This window comes from Blastocatellia bacterium (genome assembly GCA_035275065.1).
In the GTDB taxonomy this organism is placed as follows: Bacteria; Acidobacteriota; Blastocatellia; order UBA7656; family UBA7656; genus DATENM01.
In genome coordinates this window covers 1-16,208 of record DATENM010000087.1, presented here as the reverse complement: position 1 = coordinate 16,208, position 16,208 = coordinate 1, and the positions used below count along the sequence as shown (strand labels likewise).

Genomic DNA, 16,208 nt, shown 5'->3' with positions numbered 1-16,208 from the left:
AATTGCGATCTATAAACGCGGTACTTTGCTGACCCAGGTTAGCTTCTGCTTAGTCTGGTGCTGTCTGGTGCGCTTGCATAAAGATCAGCCCCTCCCAATTATTGGGATTTAGCAAAAGCTATTCCTCAGCTTGACGAGACGCGAGTTGACCCCATATTCTATCAAGCCGTTTGCCAGTAACGGCCCTAAGGACGCTCGTATGGCAACCATGCAGAAACCGAATAGATTCGGGGAGGCGTCTGTAGAGCCGTCTGACCTGAGCGCCGCGCTGGAGCCGGCTGTCGCCGAGACGCCATCACCCGACCTCATGAAAGAAGCCGCCGTCACGCAACCACGCAATAGTCCCATTGAAGAGATCGAGCAGTTTTTCGATCTGGCCGTTGACGAGCTGGTTGCCCTGCGGACCCGCGCCGAAGCCGACGCCATCGAGCGCGCCGCCGACCTGATCTTGGAAAGCGAGGCGCGCGGCGGGCGCGTCCATGTCACAGGCATCGGCAAGAGCGAGCATATCGCCCGCTACGTTGCCGCACTGCTCTCTAGCACCGGCACGCCGGCTTACTTCCTGCACGCCACCGAATGCGTTCACGGCTCGGTCGGTCAGGTCTGCGCCGACGACATCACCATCGCCATCTCCAACAGCGGCACGACGCCTGAGCTGCTGCATGCGCTCGACGTGCTGCGCGCCTCGGCGACCAAAGTGATCGCGGTGACCGGCGACGTGAATTCGCCGCTGGCGCGCATGGCCGACGTGCTGTTGTACGCAGGAGTGGAAAATGAAGGAGGGGCGCTGAACATCGTTCCGCGCGCCAGCATTCTGGCGAAGGTCTATGTGCTGTGCGCGCTGTCGGTCGCCCTGGAAGCGCACAAAGAACTGACCCGCGAGCAGTACGCGCGCTGGCATCCGGGCGGCGCGCTCGGCAGGCTAGCGCGCGGCGAATGACCCACCACGACTACCGCCTACAAGCTGCGTCGGTTAACTGACGCTGACGGTCTATTGCCACTCGTGATGATAACTTGTGCTGGCATCAGCAAGCGGCCCGCGTCGTAGTGTGGCTGCAAACGCTCGGCGACCTGCTAGGCGATAGATAATTATTTATCAGCCCTGACCTCCAACACTTCGGTGCGTAAAGTAAGTTAAAATTTAAAGGAATACAAAGAGCCTAACAAAAAAAAGTTGCAAACCATCGATATAGTGCTATAATGCGCCGCGGAGGTAATCGTCATTGCCGTTCTGGCATGTTCGCGGAATGCTACTCTGATCAATTTGTGAGATCAATACATCGCTCCTTTTGAGTGCGCCTTCGGGCTATCCGGATAACAAGAAGTCCTCGCTGAAGCTAAGTCAACTGGGTCACTGACTCCTGTTTAAGCAGGAGCGTATACAGAGAATCGCTATGGCTCCGAACAAGTCATTGCGATTCAAATCGACTCGCCCACATCTTTAATATCACTGTATCGCCAGAATGAGTTGCGAATACAGAAAATGCTAGAGGGAGTTTCATGCGAAGCTTCTTCTACATTGCCCTGAAAACCTCAGGAAATATCGAAAGGAGACTGAAAACCATGTTTCAATTGAAAACGAGGAAGGATCGCTTTGGCGCGATGCTGGTCGCTTTATGCTTCCTGGTCTTGTTAGGTTCTGCAAGCCCAGCTTTTGCCCAATCTGCTGGCGGTGGATTTGGCGGCGCGATTTTAGAGCTTGGCCCGCCATCTAATGACACGGTTAAAAACATCATCAGTGCCACACCGGCCAACGGCACATTCTACGCCGAAGGCCTTGTCTATCTGCGGGGGACCGTGCGGAACTGTGCGATTTCCGACGCGGCCAAGAGTTCAGTGTTTCTTTTTGGCGATGGACAGATCGTCGGCGTTTACAAAATTTGGGGGGTCAAGCGCGTGGCTACGACGGATGTAACCACGGTCGTCGGTGGGACCGGCAACAACCTCACGGGCGTTACGGAAGCCGGCGTGAACATGAGCATCGACCTGGGAAGCTACAACGGCACCCTGCAACTACAAGGAACCATCGGCAGAGTGTTTGGGTCGATTGAAACGGGCAATACGAACCCGCCCATCGTCGCGAACCCTGGTTTCCCCCCGGTCGGGCATCCTCTCACAGACATCCTGGCAGTTGTCGGGGGAACCGGGACATTCCGCGGAGCAAGCGGTGACGCTCTGCTCACGCCGCTCACCGGCGAAGCCAATAACACTACCGGGTCTTCTCCCTGCGCGGGAGGCTTCTTCCAGGTTACACTGAACGAAGCTTTTAGGTTCCCGCGCTTTACAAATATCCTCCCCTTCTAGATGGACGGCATACCAAGATGCCGAATGGATTTGCGAGCTTCTCAATGAACCCGGCCCTCTACTCCGAACCGTAGTGTGCCGATCATATAGAGAAATCCTTAAACGGTAAGTCGGTCAGCTTGATCGTTGCGATGGTAGACATCTGTGAGGATCGTCTCCTTTGAATCGAGCTGACCAACTTATTGTTTGTTTTCGCAAGTGCAGGTGGTTGCCTTAATCTTTGAGGCTCCAGGCGTCAGCACTATATGTCACTGCCTTGAAATAGCAGGCGCAACGCCTTATCTGAATCAACTCGCTTCCCAACTTCGCTATTGCGTTCGGTTGCCGCTCGTGATGATGATCTGCGCCGGCATCAGCAAGCGGCCGGCGTCGTAGTGGGGCTGCAAGCGCTCGGCGACTTGCTGTTTGACCTGCGTTAATTCGTCAGGCGTCAGCCGCGCGACTTTGGCGCGCAGCGAGTCGCTGATTTCCGAGCGCAGTTGCCAGAACTCGGCGGGCGTGAGCGCCGCTTCGATGTGAAAATCAAATACCTGCTCCTTGACGTTGACGGCGCCCGCCTGTTTGAGCAAGCCGGCGAGCTTGCCCCGCTCAGCGAACCGAAAAGCACCCGGCGCGTCCGGCGCTTCGGGCGGCGACGCGATGTAGGCCGCCAATATGTCTGTGATGATGCTGAAGAAAGGGTTCGCGGCTTGCCCGCTCCAGACCGCGAGCGCAATAGTGCCGCCGGGCTTCAAGACGCGGAGCATTTCTCTGAGTGAGGCGAGCGTGTCATCAAAGAACATCGCGCCGAGCCGCGACACCACGGCGTCAAATGTTTCGTCGGCGAAGGGCAGGCGGTCGGCGGCGCACTGCTTGAATTCGATGTTCGCAATGCCCGACTGCTCAGCCCGGCGGGCGGCGGCGGCAACCATTTCGGCGACCGCATCGGTGCAGACGACGCGGCCCCGCGGCGCGGCCAGGCGGGCAATCTCAAGCGCTGGCTCGCCTGTGCCGCCGGCAATGTCTAGCACCTGCTGTCCGCTCGTGATGCGCGCCGCCTGAATCAGTGCCGCGCTGATGGGGGCGAACAACTGCCGCACGGTGGCCGCATGTTTTTCCCAGTAAGGCGCCGACTCGCGCCACTCGGCGATGATGTTGCGGTCTTCAGACATGGCCTGATTATAGCCCATCCACCTGCCGCGCAATATGAGCGATGAGGATAGGCAAAAAAATACCCGCTTCAAAGCTCCCCCCAGATGCCATTGAAGCGGGTCGGTGTCTCGCCGAAAAACTGGTAGACGAGACAACTTGAAAAACCTTTTACGACCTTCGCGCCGGCCTCTTAAATTTCAGCCGGCCACTGTGATCCCCTTGCCTGCCGCGCCCTTCGCTATGATTGCAAGCACGTCAGGTCATAGGGCAATGTGCGTGCCATTTGTGCAGCCCATGATTGCTGGTCGGAAGTTAATGAAAAATGGAAAGCTTTAGGGCAAATGGGGAGTCGAGCGGTAGACAGGGAAGTACGAAATTATGACGTGGCGTATGAATTAAAAACAAGCCTTGCCATCAGACGGCTTCGCCATCGTACCTCTTGAATACGAGCGCCGAGTTTTTCGAGCCGAAGGCGATGCAGTTGACCAGCGCCGCATCGATGCGCATGGCGCGGCCCTGATTCGCCACGTAATCGAGATCACATTCGGGGTCGGCGGCTTCGATGTTGATCGTCGGCGGCGCGAAATTATCCCGCATGGCCATCAAGGTGGCGACGGTGCTGGCGGCTCCCGAAGCGCCTTGCGGGTGGCCGATCATTGACTTGGTTGAGCTGGCGGCAACCTCGCGGGCGCGGTCGCCGAAGGCAATGCGCACGGCTGCCGATTCCGTCTTATCGTTAATCCGTGTCGCCGTGCCGTGCAGGTTCAGGTAATCGATCTCGGCCATAGTTAGCCCCGCGCCTTCGACCGCCATGCGCATGGCGCGGGCGGCGTCGTGACCGGTCGGCGCGATCTGTACGCGGTGATAGGCGTCGCAGGTCGAAGCGTAGCCGACCAGCTCGGCATAAATCTTCGCGCCGCGCTGGCGTGCATGCTCCAGCTCTTCAAGGACGAGAATCCATGCGCCTTCGCCCAGCACAAAGCCGTCGCGGTCGGCATTAAACGGGCGCGAGGCGTGCTCGGGCTGCTCGTTCCAGCGCGTCGTGACGGTCCCCATGCGGCAAAAGGCGGTCATCAAGCCGAAGGTGATACAGGCTTCGACGCCGCCGCTGATGATGGCGTCGAACTGGCTGAGGCGAATGGCGTTCCAGGCATAGCCCATCGCGTCGCTTGAGCTGGTGCAGCCGGTCGAAACGACATGGCTACAGCCATGAATCTGGTAACGCATATTGATCTCGCTCGACAGCATGCCGACAAAAGAAGCGACGATGGAGTAAGGGCTGACGCGGCGGTAAGCGGCGTCATGGTCGGCGCGATCATAATATTGCTTATACTGGCGCTCGGCGAATTCGATGCCGCCGGCGCCGGTGCCGACGACGACGCCGATGCGCTCGCGCTCTTGCTCACCGAGCGCATCAAGCGCGATGCCGGCGTCGGCAGCGGCCTCTTCGGCGGCATAGAAAGCCATCGGCACGGCGCGCTGCACGCGGTCTTTGTCCTTTTTGGAGATAAAGCGGTCGAAGTCGAAATCTTTGACCTCAGCCGCAACCCGGCAGGAGAGCTGTGAAGCGTCGAAGAGCGTTATCGGCCCGGTGCCGCTGACGCCATTGCGGGTGGCCTGCCAGTAGGCATCACGCCCGATGCCGTTAGGGCTGACAGCTCCCAGTCCGGTGATGACGACGCGCTTCAAGCTCATACGGGCTCCTCCTCTGGATGTGGCGCAAGGCGGTTAGCTTGCGCAAGTCCGAGCGCAAGCTAACAGCTTGCGCCACATGGCTCAGGCAATTCCCTTACGTGGGCTGACATTCTAGCAGTAGCCCGTTGTCAGTTGCCAGTAAAGAGCAGGCAAATGATGGATGGCCTGGCGATGAAATTAAAGGCACACCGTTCTAACGGTATCGAATAACTGGCAACTGCCCTAAGGGTGTGCGGTTTCGCTGACGACCGGCGAGGGTTTGCTCTCGTTATTGAAACGGTCTATCGCGGTCACGCGGTAGAAGTAGGTTTGATCGATCTGCACGCGGTCGTCGCGAAAAGTGACCGGCGTGATAGGCTGCGGCGTCAGCTTGATCCATTGACCATCGGGCGCGGCGGCTGAAGCGGCGCGGTAGACGTTGTAGCCGATCACATCGCCTTCCGCCGCCGAAGGCCAGAAGAGACTGATGACGCCGTTGGCCGAGGCAATCGTCACCGGTTCGGGCGCGGCGGGCGGGAAGGTGTCTATGGGCGTGAAGCGCAGCGCCGGGCTGTCGGCGCTTTCAATCAACCCGTTTGCGCCCTGCGACAGCGCCCGCACGACATAGATGTAGGCGACCGCATACTGAAACTTGGTGTCGGTGAAGGTCGTCGCCGTGATCGGCTCCGGGTTGAGCGGCGCACCGATGTTGGCGCGCTTGGCGTTGCGGCGGTAAAGGTTATAGCCGACAACCGTCGCCGGCTGCGTCCCGTCAACGTTGGCTTCCGGGGCCGTCCACGAAAGCGTCACAATGTCTTGATCGGTCCTGGCGACGGTCAAACTCGTCGGCGGCAGCGCAATGCCCGGCGCCGGCTCGATGGCGACGCTGTTTGAAAAGAGCGCCGCCTGCTCGCGCTTGTTGACATAACGGATGGCGTAACGCAGCCGCGTCTCCGCCAGGGTGCCTGTGAGATTGATGACGTCGGTGTATTCCAGGCGGCCCAGTTGTGTGACCTGCGCCTCGATCTGCGCGCGGTCGAGGTAGCCGACCTTCTGCGCCTTCTCTTCAAATTCGTCGGGGTCAAGCACAGGCAACTGGTCGCGCGTTTCGGTCAGGCGAAATATCTCGACTCCGGCAATGTAGTTGCGATCCGCCTCCTTAGCGACGAGGCGCGGCGCCGGCCAGCCCAGCATGACTTTGCCGCCGCGCTGAATGGCCGACAAATCGGCGGTGCGCTCGGTGAAGCGGGCCGGCGGCACCGGCGCGCCGACTTTGCCGCAGGCGGTCAGGCTGATTGCAACGGCGAGGATGAGAGCGAAGTAGAGGGCGACGCGGGGACGCGGCGAAGGGGAGACACGGCGAAGGATGATTCGATTGCGCATGTCTCCGTGTCTCCGCGTCACCGTGCCGCCGCGTCCCTTTTGCTTTTTACAGTATGTACCGGCTGAGGTCTTCGTTCTTAACGATGTGGGCAAGCTGCTTCTGCACGTAGGCCGCGTCAATCGTTACGTTTTTCTCTTCGAGGTCAGGCCCGGCGAACGAGTACTCGTCGAGCAGCGTCTCCATGATCGTGTGCAGGCGGCGCGCGCCGATGTCTTCGGTCTGCTCGTTGACCGAGAAGGCGAAGCGCGCGATGGCGTCAATGGCGTCTTCGGTGAACTTGATGTCAATGCCCTCGGTCTCCAGCAGCGCCTCGTACTGGCGGGTCAGCGAGTTCTTCGGCTCGGTGAGGATGCGCTTGAAGTCTTCGACCGTCAGCGGCTTCAGCTCGACGCGGATGGGGAAGCGGCCCTGGAGTTCGGGAATCAGGTCCGAGGGCTTCGAGACGTGAAAAGCGCCCGCCGCGATGAACAGGATATGATCGGTCTTCACCATGCCGTAGCGCGTGTTGATCGTTGTGCCTTCGACAATGGGCAGGATGTCGCGCTGCACGCCTTCGCGCGACACATCGGGGCCGTGGCCGCCTTCGCGCCCGGCGATCTTGTCAATCTCGTCGAGGAAGATGATCCCTGCGCTTTCGACGCGCTCGATGGCGGCGCGCGCCACCTGATCCATATCGATGAGCTTCTGCTCTTCTTCCTGAATCAGATACTCCATCGCCTCATCGACACGCATCTTGCGCTGCTTGGGCCGCCCGCCGAACATATTCGGGAACATATCGCGCAGGTTGATGTCCATCTCTTCGATGCCTTGCGGCGTAATGATCTCGAAATGGCCGGGCGAGTTGCGCTCCTGAACTTCGATCTCGACGATGCGCGCATTGAGCCGGCCCTCGCGCAACTGCTGGCGCAGCTTCTCGCGTGTGCGCTCGAAGGCTTCGAGCGACGAGGAGCCATCGGCGGGCTCGTCCACCTGCTTCGAGCGTGGCAGCAGCAGGTCAAGCACGCGCTCTTCGGCATTCTGCTCGGCCTTGTCGGCGACTTCGCTGATCTTCTCTTCGCGAACCAGATCGATGCCGATCTCGACGAGGTCGCGGATCATCGATTCGACATCGCGCCCGACGTAACCGACTTCGGTAAACTTCGAGGCTTCGACTTTGAGAAAGGGCGAATTCGAGAGGCGCGCCAAGCGGCGGGCAATCTCGGTTTTGCCGATGCCGGTCGAGCCGATCATGATGATATTTTTGGGAATGACATCCTGCGCCATGTCGGGAGCCAGCTTCTGCCGGCGGATGCGGTTGCGCAGGGCGATAGCGACGGCGCGTTTGGCGGCGTGCTGGCCGACAACATACTTGTCCAGCTCAGTAACAATTTGCCGCGGCGTCATCTCATCGAGCCGGGGGGCATCACTCACTTCACCTGAAAGATAAATGACCATAGTCTATTCAACAGTCTACCGCGTATGGCGTTGAGGGCTCACGTCGTTTGACAGCGGGTTTAGCGGCCCGACGTGCAACGTCTTTAGACCAAGCATTCAAGCAGCTCGCGTCAGCGTAAAACAGCGGCGAACGCGCACCCAAACTATAGCAGTTGCCAGCCGCCAGTTGCCAGTTGCCAGTTCTTCGTTGTCAGCCAGTGACGAAGGGCCACGACGCCAGATTCAAAATCAGCAACTGGCAGCTGGCAACTGCTTGAGAACTGGCGACGGGCGACTGCTCAGATTTCTTCAAGCACCAGGCTGGCATTCGTGTAGATGCAGATTTCGGCGGCGATCTTCATGGCTTCGACGGCGATCTCTTTAGCCGACATCTCGGTGTTGCGCAGCAGGGCGCGCGCCGCGGCGGTCGCAAACGGGCCGCCCGAGCCGATGGCGACAATGCCATCGTCCGGCTCGATGACGTCGCCGCCGCCGCTGATGACTAGCGAGGCTTTGTCATCGGCGACAATCAACAGCGCTTCAAGATGGCGCAGGTACTTGTCGGTTCGCCATTCCTTGCCCAGCTCGACGGCGGCGCGTTGCAACTGGCCGTGATACTGTTCGAGCTTGGCTTCGAAGCGCGCAAACAGCGTGAAGGCGTCGGCGGTCGAGCCGGCAAACCCGGCGATGATCTTATCGTTATAAAGCCGGCGCACTTTGCGCGCCCCGCTCTTCATGACGGTCTTATCAAAAGTGACCTGGCCGTCGCCGGCAACCGCGACATGGCTATCGCGGCGCACGGCTAGAATCGTCGTGCTGCGCACTCGCGGTCGCGTTTCTGATGATTTCTTCGGCATAGAAGGCGACTATAATCTCCCATCACAGCGCCGTCAAGAAATCGCCATTCAGATGATGTCGGCAGGCTCGGCTAGGCGTTGCTCACGGCGATGAGACAGAAGCGGGTTTCTGCGCCGACGCCGAGGCGCTCAGGCTGGAAGCGGAAAGCGCCGTCCTCTGCTTCGACGCGCAGCGCCGCCCCGGTCAGCAGGTCGGTGATGGTGATTTGTTGGCTGGCGCCGATGGCCCGCGCCATCGGCGTAATGTCGAAGGCGGTGGAGTGGAATTGATGCCAGGCTTCGGAAATCTGCGCCAGGTAACCGACAGTGCGGTTGGCGTCCTGCCGCATAAACGCGACCGCGCCCCAGACGCGGCTGTCGAATAGAGCGAATGCGCCCTGCTTGAAGACCTCCGCCGAGGTCAGCCTGAGCAGTTGCTCATAGCCCTGTCGCAGCGCGAGGTCGAGCGCTTCGTCCATGAGGGGCTTGAGGCGCTGCACGGGGAGCTTTTCGCGCTTGCCTTCCATCTGCCCTTCGTGGATCAAGGCCGAGCCGGGAAGCGCCAGAATCAGCGCCGCCGCGGCGAGGTTGCCGGCGTGACTGAAGACCGTCGCGGCGCGCGCCTCGTCATGGTTTTCGATGAAAAAGAGCGACGCCCGCATCGTCGCCTCAGGCAGCGCCAGGCGCTCGATGACCTGCGCCGCGTTACGCGCTTCAAGGGCGTCGAGCAGTTTTTTCTCGTAGCACAGATCGAAGCCGAGCGCCCGCAGGTAGGCTTCCTGATCCCAGTAAGCTTCGGCGATGAACTTGAAATCCGGGCGGTGCTTCTTAACCGTGCTGATGGCCTCGTCCCAGAATTCGCCGGGCATACGCGCCTCGAACCATTCGTCCGTAGCGAGCCCGTACCACTGCCGGCGGAAATAATCGCGCAGGACGAGCATGGCCATGTCGCAACGCACGCCGTCGGCATGGTCGCTGATCCATAGCAGCGTATCGATCATGCGCTCACGCGTCGCCGGGTTGCTGTAATCAAGCTGCGCCGTGTCGTTCCAGGGCGGGAAAAAGGGGTCGCGCCCAAAGGCGATCATCTCGCCCGATGGGTGCAAGAAGAATTCGCTCGTTTGCTGGTTGCGGGCGCGCGGGAAGCTGTTGATGAAGAGGTCGGCACTTTCGTCTATCCAGGGCGAATCAATCGCCATGTGATTCGAAACGAAATCTACGATGACCGCGAGCCCGGCTTTGTGCGCCCGCCGGACGAGCGCGGTGAAACCGTCTTTGCCGCCGTGCCGCTTACTGAACTTGTAACGCGGCACGGCGTAAGGCGAGCCTTCAAAATCTTCGCTGATGATTCGGGAGATGCGGCGCGCGCCCTGGCTGATCTCCCAGACGCCCATCGGCCAGAGGCTGTCGAAGCCGAGCGCCGCCAGTTCGGTCAGCTCGGCTTCGCTGATATCATCGAAGCTCTGAGCGTGAACCCGCGTGTTGATTTCAAATATTCGCAAGTGGGATTCTCAACCTGTAAGAGTGCCGCGAGAAATGGGCAACGCCAAGACGCAGGGAAAGACCGCCCGAATCTCTCGCCGCGTCGCCTCGGTCGCCGCGTCCCCGCGTCGGGGTTATTCAGTGGCCAGTGACCCGCCCCTGGCCGGGCGTGCTTATATCTTCCTCCAACCCATCGAGCCAAGAAAAGCGCACCGCTTCGGCCAGGTAAAGCCGTTTATCAGGCGGCAGCGAGGTCAAATAACGGTCGCGGTTGCGTAATCCGTCCTCGGTGATGGCCTGAAGCACCTGCTTGCCGCGCGCGCTCAAGGTGACGAGCAATTGCGGGCGGTGCGAATTGGTTTCGTAAGTCAGGTCGAGCAGGCCAGCCTGCTGCATGCGCTTGCAAAGCTGCCCGGTAGCCGTACGGTCGCGCACCAGATGTTCGGCTAAAACCCTGAGCGGCAAGGTCGTTTCGCCTAAACAGTGGACGGCTAAGAGGACCTGGTAATGCTCTAACGTCGTATTGTGCGCCGCCGCCGCCCGGGCGTAAAAGTCATCCACCGTGCGGAGGTAATTTCGTGCTGCCGTAAGCTGCTCGTAAATATCGGCTTCTAAGTCGTTTACCTTTTCACTGCGAGACATCTAAATATTCCACTCCTTGCATCTAGCTACTCGGACAATTATGTTGTATGATATGACTTTAGATGATAATATTATGTAGTGCAATACAGGATGTCAACCATTATTTGTAGTTGACAAACCAACAAGGCGCCGCTTAACCGCAAGGGGCGCCTTTTAGTTCGGCATGATAATGGCTAAACAGGCGAAAGGCAGAATGAAAAGCAGGATGGACAAAGACCTACTTTTAGAGACGACCGAGGAAGGGCACGAAGATTTCGGCCCCGCTGTCGGCATTGAGCGCATTGTCGCCGAAATTGATGAGGACGAAGCCGAGTCCCTCTGGGAAAGTGTTGCTGTAGAAGAAGAAGAGACGCCTGAGGTTTCTGAAGAAGCTGCCGACGACGTTGACGTCGATCTGGAGCCCGGCAAAGACGAGTCACTCGACCCTATGCGGCTCTATCTGCGCGAGATGAGTTCCGTGCCCTTGCTGACCCGCGAAGACGAGATTCGCATCGCCAAGCGTATCGAGCGCGGCAACAAGCGCATCTACAAGGCGCTGTCGCGGTCGTTCATCACCATCGATGAGATCAAAGAGCTGTTCGAACAGCTACAGGCGGGTGAGATCAACCCCCAGGACATCGTCGATGTGGCCACCGACCCCGAGGCCGAAGAGGCGCTTGAGGAGCAGCGCGAAGAGATTCGCCTGCATGTGCTGGCCGAGTTCGAGCAGATCATGAAGGGTCACGACAAGCTGCTCAAGCTCGGTGTCAAGATCGAAGACGAGCCGAAATCTTCCAAGAAGCTCAAACGCATGCGCCGGCAGTACGCGCATCAGCTGGTTGAGATGTCGAAGCGCGTCCGCACCTTCACCTTCAGCATGGAGATGCGCCGCCGCTTCATGGAAGCCATCGAATACGTCGTCAAGCACATCCGCGACGCCGAAATGGATTTACAGCGCATCGAGCGGGCGCTTGAGAACAAGCGGCGCAAGGACATCGATGATCTGAAGAAGCAGCAGCGCGCTTTGCGCAAGTCGATTCGGGAAGTCGAGCACCGCTACATGGCTTCCGCGGTCGACATCAAGCGCACGCATCAGACGATCATCGCTTCAGAAATGGAAGTCGAGCAGGCGAAGCGCGAGATGATCGAGGCCAACCTGCGGCTGGTGATCTCGATTGCCAAGAATTACATCAACCGCGGCCTGCACTTCCTCGACCTGATTCAGGAAGGCAATATCGGCTTGATGCGAGCCGTCGAGAAGTTCGACTGGCGGCGCGGCTACAAGTTTTCGACCTACGCGACCTGGTGGATTCGCCAGGCGGTGACGCGCGCCATCGCCGATCAGGGGCGCACCATCCGCGTCCCCGTGCATATGGTCGAAGTCATCAACAAGATTCTCCGCACACAGCGCCTGATGGTGCAGGAGCTAGGGCGCGAGCCGACTCACGAAGAGCTGGCGCGGCGCGTTGATATGCCGGCGTGGAAGGTGCGCAAGGCGTTGAAAATTGCGCAGCAGCCGATCTCGCTGGAAACGCCCATCGGCGATGACGGCGAGACGACCATCGCCAGTTTCATCGAAGACCGGCGCTCGGCGAACCCCGCCGAAACCGCGATCACCAACAACCTGCGCGAGCTGACGGAAGATGTGCTGTCGACGCTAACGCCGCGCGAGAAAGAGATCATCAAGATGCGCTTCGGGCTCGATCAATCGGGCGAAGAGCGCACCCTTGAAGAGGTCGGCAAGCACTTCAACGTCACCCGCGAGCGCATTCGCCAGATCGAGGCAAAGGCGCTGGCGAAGCTGCGCCACCCGTCGCGCTCGCGGCGGCTGCGCGCTTTCCTCGATGGCACCGCCATCGCGTCGTGAGCCGCAGACAACAGCCTTGAGAAGACGAAGGGGCCGCCGACGCGGCCCCTTACCTTTTGCGGCAAGGCCGTTCACGGCAAACGGTCGAGCGCCGCTTTGACCGCTTGCAGCGTTCGCACAGGCGTGTCGGTGGGGACCGAGCAGCCGGGCGCGATCAACAGGCCGCGCGGCCCGACTTCCTGAATCGCGTTTGTAATCTGCTTCACAATTTCAGGCGGCGCCAGGTGCGCGGCGGCGACTTCGTCCATGCCGCCCATCACGGCTTTGTTCGACCGACGGCGGCCTTCGGCAAGCGCGGGCGGGGTCGAGAAGTGCGACCAGTTCATGGCGCTTGCGGGGAAATCGCTCACCGCGTCGAAGTGAATCTTTTTGCCGTGAACGTGCAGCACGTTGAAGGGCGCGTCGCGCACCGCTTCGAGCACCTTCAGGTCGAAAGGGCGGCCCCAGGTCTGATACGCTTCGGCGCTCATCACTTCATCGCTCGCCGCGCCGAGCGAGAGAAAAATCCCCGCCGCGCCGCGCTCGATTGCCGCCCGCGCATAGCTCGCCAGCGACGTGGCGATCACGTCCAGAGCCGCAAGCAAAGCCTCAGGGTGGCGCTCGCGAGCCTCCTGAAGGTTTCCTGTGCGTGTCAGCCGGCGCGCGGTCGTCCAGGGGCTGAAGATCGTATCGATGAACAGCGCCTCGCCGCCGATCTCGTCGTTGATGAGCGACAGCGCCGCGAGTTGTTCGCTCCAGCAATCTGCGCCGCCGCCGACCGGCTCAAGCCGTTGCCAATCGTCGGCGCTGTCTATGGCTTCAAGCCTCGCAGGCAGCGGGTACGGATAATCGTTCATCACTTTTAAGAAGTCGAGGTCATAAGCGCGGTAGAAATCCAGCTCGGCTTCGGCGTGCTTGCGGCCCGGCCCGTGCTGCAAGCCGAAGTGATACCAGAAACTGAATGGCGGGCGGTCCACTGCTTCACCCTTGAGCGCCTGCATCACACGGTCAATCTTGTTCAATGTGTTATTGCCTCCCGTCGGTTTATCTCTGCCAGTCTATTGCGGCGGCGGCGCCAATTCAACCAACCGGCGAAAACCTGTGCAAAGGCCGGAGCGTGATTCGTTCAACCTTTGCAAGCGATAGACATTGACGACGCGCGGCGCGGGTTATGGAACAAACCCACATGGCCGGCGTCTAATCATCAAGCAAAACCGTTCAAACTTCGTGGCACGCTTTCTTATGCCGTTACCAGGCCGGGCAAGTGCCGGCACGGTTTACGCGGATCAGCCAATAGGAGAAAAAGCATGAGCTTCAAGCCGTCCATCGCCTGGCTGATGGCTGTAGTCATCTGCATTGGGGTCGCGCCGGTCGCGGCCTTTCAAAGCGCCGCCAAGAAAGAAGACGCGGCCAAAGCGCGCGACGAGCGCCGCAAGAAAGCCCTGAGCATGACGGACGAGATTATCAAGGATGCGCAAGCCTTGCAGTTACCGGAAAACCGCCTGCGCCTTCTGGTGCAGACGGCAAGCGCCGTCTGGGCAGCGGATGAAAAGCGCGCTCGCCTGCTCATCAAGAGCGCCCAGGAGAGCCTGAAAGAACTACAAGCCGCGATTGATAATAAAGACCCACAGTACCTACAGCTCGATTCGTTTGTTTCACAAATGCGCTCCGAGATGCTGAACACGGTGGCGCAGCACGACCCCGAGCTGGCGCTCGAAATGCTGCGGGCGACGCGACCGAGCAACGGCGGCCAACTGCCGGCGGGGCAGGACGGTTTAGAGACACAGTTGGAGATGCAACTGGCGCATCGCCTTGCCGACAAAGACACGGCCAAAGCCCTTGAGATGGGCGAGCGGGTTCTCGCCAACGGTGTCTCCTACGACGTGTTCAACCTCGCCAACGCCTTGAATCTCCACAGTCGCCAAGCCGGGCAGAAACTCTTTGACGACATGCTGGCGCGCTTGCAGACAGAGAACTACGCCACAAACCGCGCGGCGCTCTATGTCGCGCTGAACCTGCTGCATACGTGGGCGCAGCCTCGCACCCCGGCAGAGACCGGCGAGCAAGAGAGCGGCGCGGTCCCACAGTTAAGACTCAGCGACCAGGCGGCGCGCGACATTTGCGGCATGATTCTTCGCGCCGTACTCGATAATTCGGCAAGCGGCGGCGCGAGCGGGCGCATCCCGATGGGCAGCACCCTCGACGTGCTGCGACAGTTGCAGCCGCTAATGCCGACGATTGAAAAGCTGGCGCCCCGGCAGGCGGCCCCGCTGCAAGCGCGCATGGCCGAGATGCAGCGATTCACCGAGATGCAGAATGGCCCGTGGGCAAAAGCGCAGGAGTTGATCAACAACGGCTCGGTCAACGACTTGCTGGCCGCCGCCGGCAACTGGCCGCCGGAGATGCAGAATCAATTCTTTCAGGCGGCGGTCTGGAAAGCCCAAAACGATGGCAAGAGTGAATTGGCGCGGCAGATCATGGAGGAAAAGATTACCGACCCCAGACTGCGCCAGGAGATGCAGGCGAACCTTGACCGTCAAACCGCCGAGCGCATGATCAATGAAGGCAAGCTCGCAGAAGCGCGCGCCCTGGTGCCGCGCCTGCCGACGGCGGCGGATCGCATCGGCTATCTCATACGGCTGGCAACAATGGTGATAGGAAAGGGTGATAAGAACGAGGCCGAGCAATTGTTGAGCGAGGCGATGGCACAGACCGGCAATCGCGCTGAGAATTACCCGATGCTGTATGCGCAACTGGCCATCGCCAATGCTTATCGCGGGCTCGATCCCTCGAAAAGCACGCCGATTATTGAATCGGCGATTGACCGTCTGAATGAGCTAACCAGCGCCGCCGCGACGCTCAATGGCTTCGACGTGCAGTATTTCCGCAACGACGAGTTCGTATTGTCGAATGGCAATCCGCTCAGCCAGTTGCTTCAACAGATCGGCGCCCAACTCGGTGGCATAGCCGAGAAGGACGCGGATCAGGCGCGGACGCTGGCCGAACGGGTTGGGCGACTGGAGATGAAGACCTGGCTGTTGGTGACCATGCTGCCGCCGCTGCTCAGCGAGCAGGACGAGGCGTCAATCGAGACGCTTCATCTATCGCCGCGGAGAACCTTCCAGAGCATCCCGTTTTCGCCGCGCGCTTCGGGCGTAATCATTGATAAATGATAAGCCGGCGCGAAAGGCTCAGGTGAGAAAAACCGAGCCTTTCAAGTGCGCTGCCGCCGCGGGTTGAACAGGGACGCGGGTTGACACTGCTTCAAGCGGTCTGCTACTTTTTTCACTTGATTTTGCAGGCGCGTAGCTCAGGGGTAGAGCACTACCTTGACACGGTAGGGGTCCGCGGTTCAAATCCGCGCGTGCCTATTCTTTCTATTTCCAAGACTCTCAAAGCTTTGGCCGCCTCCGACGGCGCGTCAACTTCTCGCCTTACAGACCGGTTTGGCAGACTTTTGGCAGACTCCGGATCGGCTATTCGGGGTCTGCCTTCGTTCATAGTCGCTAACCAGCCT

At 59.8% G+C, this 16,208-nt stretch carries 12 protein-coding genes and 1 tRNA gene; 5 read left to right on the top strand and 8 right to left on the bottom strand.

The window, feature by feature from the left end; translation table 11 throughout:
• Nucleotides 1-199 precede the first annotated feature (199 nt).
• A complete protein-coding gene (locus VJ464_20120; GenBank protein HKQ07442.1) occupies nucleotides 200-940 on the top strand; it encodes an SIS domain-containing protein in 741 nt (246 codons plus the stop codon).
• 560 nt (nucleotides 941-1,500) lie between these two features.
• Entirely contained in the window at nucleotides 1,501-2,304 is an 804-nt protein-coding gene (locus tag VJ464_20115; protein HKQ07441.1) for a hypothetical protein, read from the top strand.
• 308 nt (nucleotides 2,305-2,612) lie between these two features.
• Here VJ464_20115 and VJ464_20110 read toward each other — a convergent pair whose 3' ends face one another.
• The 7 genes from VJ464_20110 to VJ464_20080 all read right to left on the bottom strand — a co-directional run bounded on the left by VJ464_20110 (nucleotide 2,613) and on the right by VJ464_20080 (nucleotide 10,866).
• Nucleotides 2,613-3,473: a class I SAM-dependent methyltransferase gene (locus tag VJ464_20110; protein ID HKQ07440.1), complete on the bottom strand. Its 861-nt coding sequence runs from the start codon at nucleotides 3,471-3,473 to the stop codon at nucleotides 2,613-2,615.
• 376 nt (nucleotides 3,474-3,849) lie between these two features.
• Complete coding sequence (locus VJ464_20105; GenBank protein ID HKQ07439.1) at nucleotides 3,850-5,130, bottom strand: beta-ketoacyl-ACP synthase II; 1,281 nt, start codon at nucleotides 5,128-5,130, stop codon at nucleotides 3,850-3,852.
• A gap of 222 nt (nucleotides 5,131-5,352) precedes the next feature.
• The gene (locus VJ464_20100) at nucleotides 5,353-6,492 is read right to left on the bottom strand and encodes a fibronectin type III domain-containing protein (GenBank protein ID HKQ07438.1); all 1,140 of its coding nucleotides are present in this window, start codon (nucleotides 6,490-6,492) and stop codon (nucleotides 5,353-5,355) included.
• 46 nt (nucleotides 6,493-6,538) lie between these two features.
• Nucleotides 6,539-7,927, bottom strand: coding sequence for an ATP-dependent protease ATPase subunit HslU (gene hslU, locus VJ464_20095; GenBank protein HKQ07437.1), 1,389 nt, complete (start codon nucleotides 7,925-7,927; stop codon nucleotides 6,539-6,541).
• A 278-nt stretch (nucleotides 7,928-8,205) separates the two neighbouring features.
• Entirely contained in the window at nucleotides 8,206-8,763 is a 558-nt protein-coding gene (gene hslV / locus VJ464_20090) for an ATP-dependent protease subunit HslV (protein HKQ07436.1), read from the bottom strand.
• A gap of 71 nt (nucleotides 8,764-8,834) precedes the next feature.
• Entirely contained in the window at nucleotides 8,835-10,244 is a 1,410-nt protein-coding gene (locus VJ464_20085; protein HKQ07435.1) for an alpha-amylase family glycosyl hydrolase, read from the bottom strand.
• A gap of 118 nt (nucleotides 10,245-10,362) precedes the next feature.
• Nucleotides 10,363-10,866: a hypothetical protein gene (locus tag VJ464_20080; protein HKQ07434.1), complete on the bottom strand. Its 504-nt coding sequence runs from the start codon at nucleotides 10,864-10,866 to the stop codon at nucleotides 10,363-10,365.
• Between the two features lie 193 nt (nucleotides 10,867-11,059).
• Between VJ464_20080 and rpoD the strand changes: the two genes are divergently transcribed.
• Nucleotides 11,060-12,712 (top strand): RNA polymerase sigma factor RpoD, encoded by a 1,653-nt coding sequence (rpoD, locus tag VJ464_20075; GenBank protein HKQ07433.1) that lies wholly within the window; start codon nucleotides 11,060-11,062, stop codon nucleotides 12,710-12,712.
• Between the two features lie 71 nt (nucleotides 12,713-12,783).
• Here rpoD and VJ464_20070 read toward each other — a convergent pair whose 3' ends face one another.
• The gene (locus VJ464_20070) at nucleotides 12,784-13,713 is read right to left on the bottom strand and encodes a uroporphyrinogen decarboxylase family protein (protein ID HKQ07432.1); all 930 of its coding nucleotides are present in this window, start codon (nucleotides 13,711-13,713) and stop codon (nucleotides 12,784-12,786) included.
• A 285-nt stretch (nucleotides 13,714-13,998) separates the two neighbouring features.
• On the opposite strand from VJ464_20070, the gene VJ464_20065 reads away from it, so the two are divergent.
• On the top strand, nucleotides 13,999-15,864 hold the full coding sequence (locus VJ464_20065; protein ID HKQ07431.1) for a hypothetical protein: 1,866 nt from the start codon (nucleotides 13,999-14,001) through the stop codon (nucleotides 15,862-15,864).
• 126 nt (nucleotides 15,865-15,990) lie between these two features.
• Nucleotides 15,991-16,062: transfer RNA gene (locus tag VJ464_20060), tRNA-Val, on the top strand.
• Nucleotides 16,063-16,208: the final 146 nt, after the last annotated feature.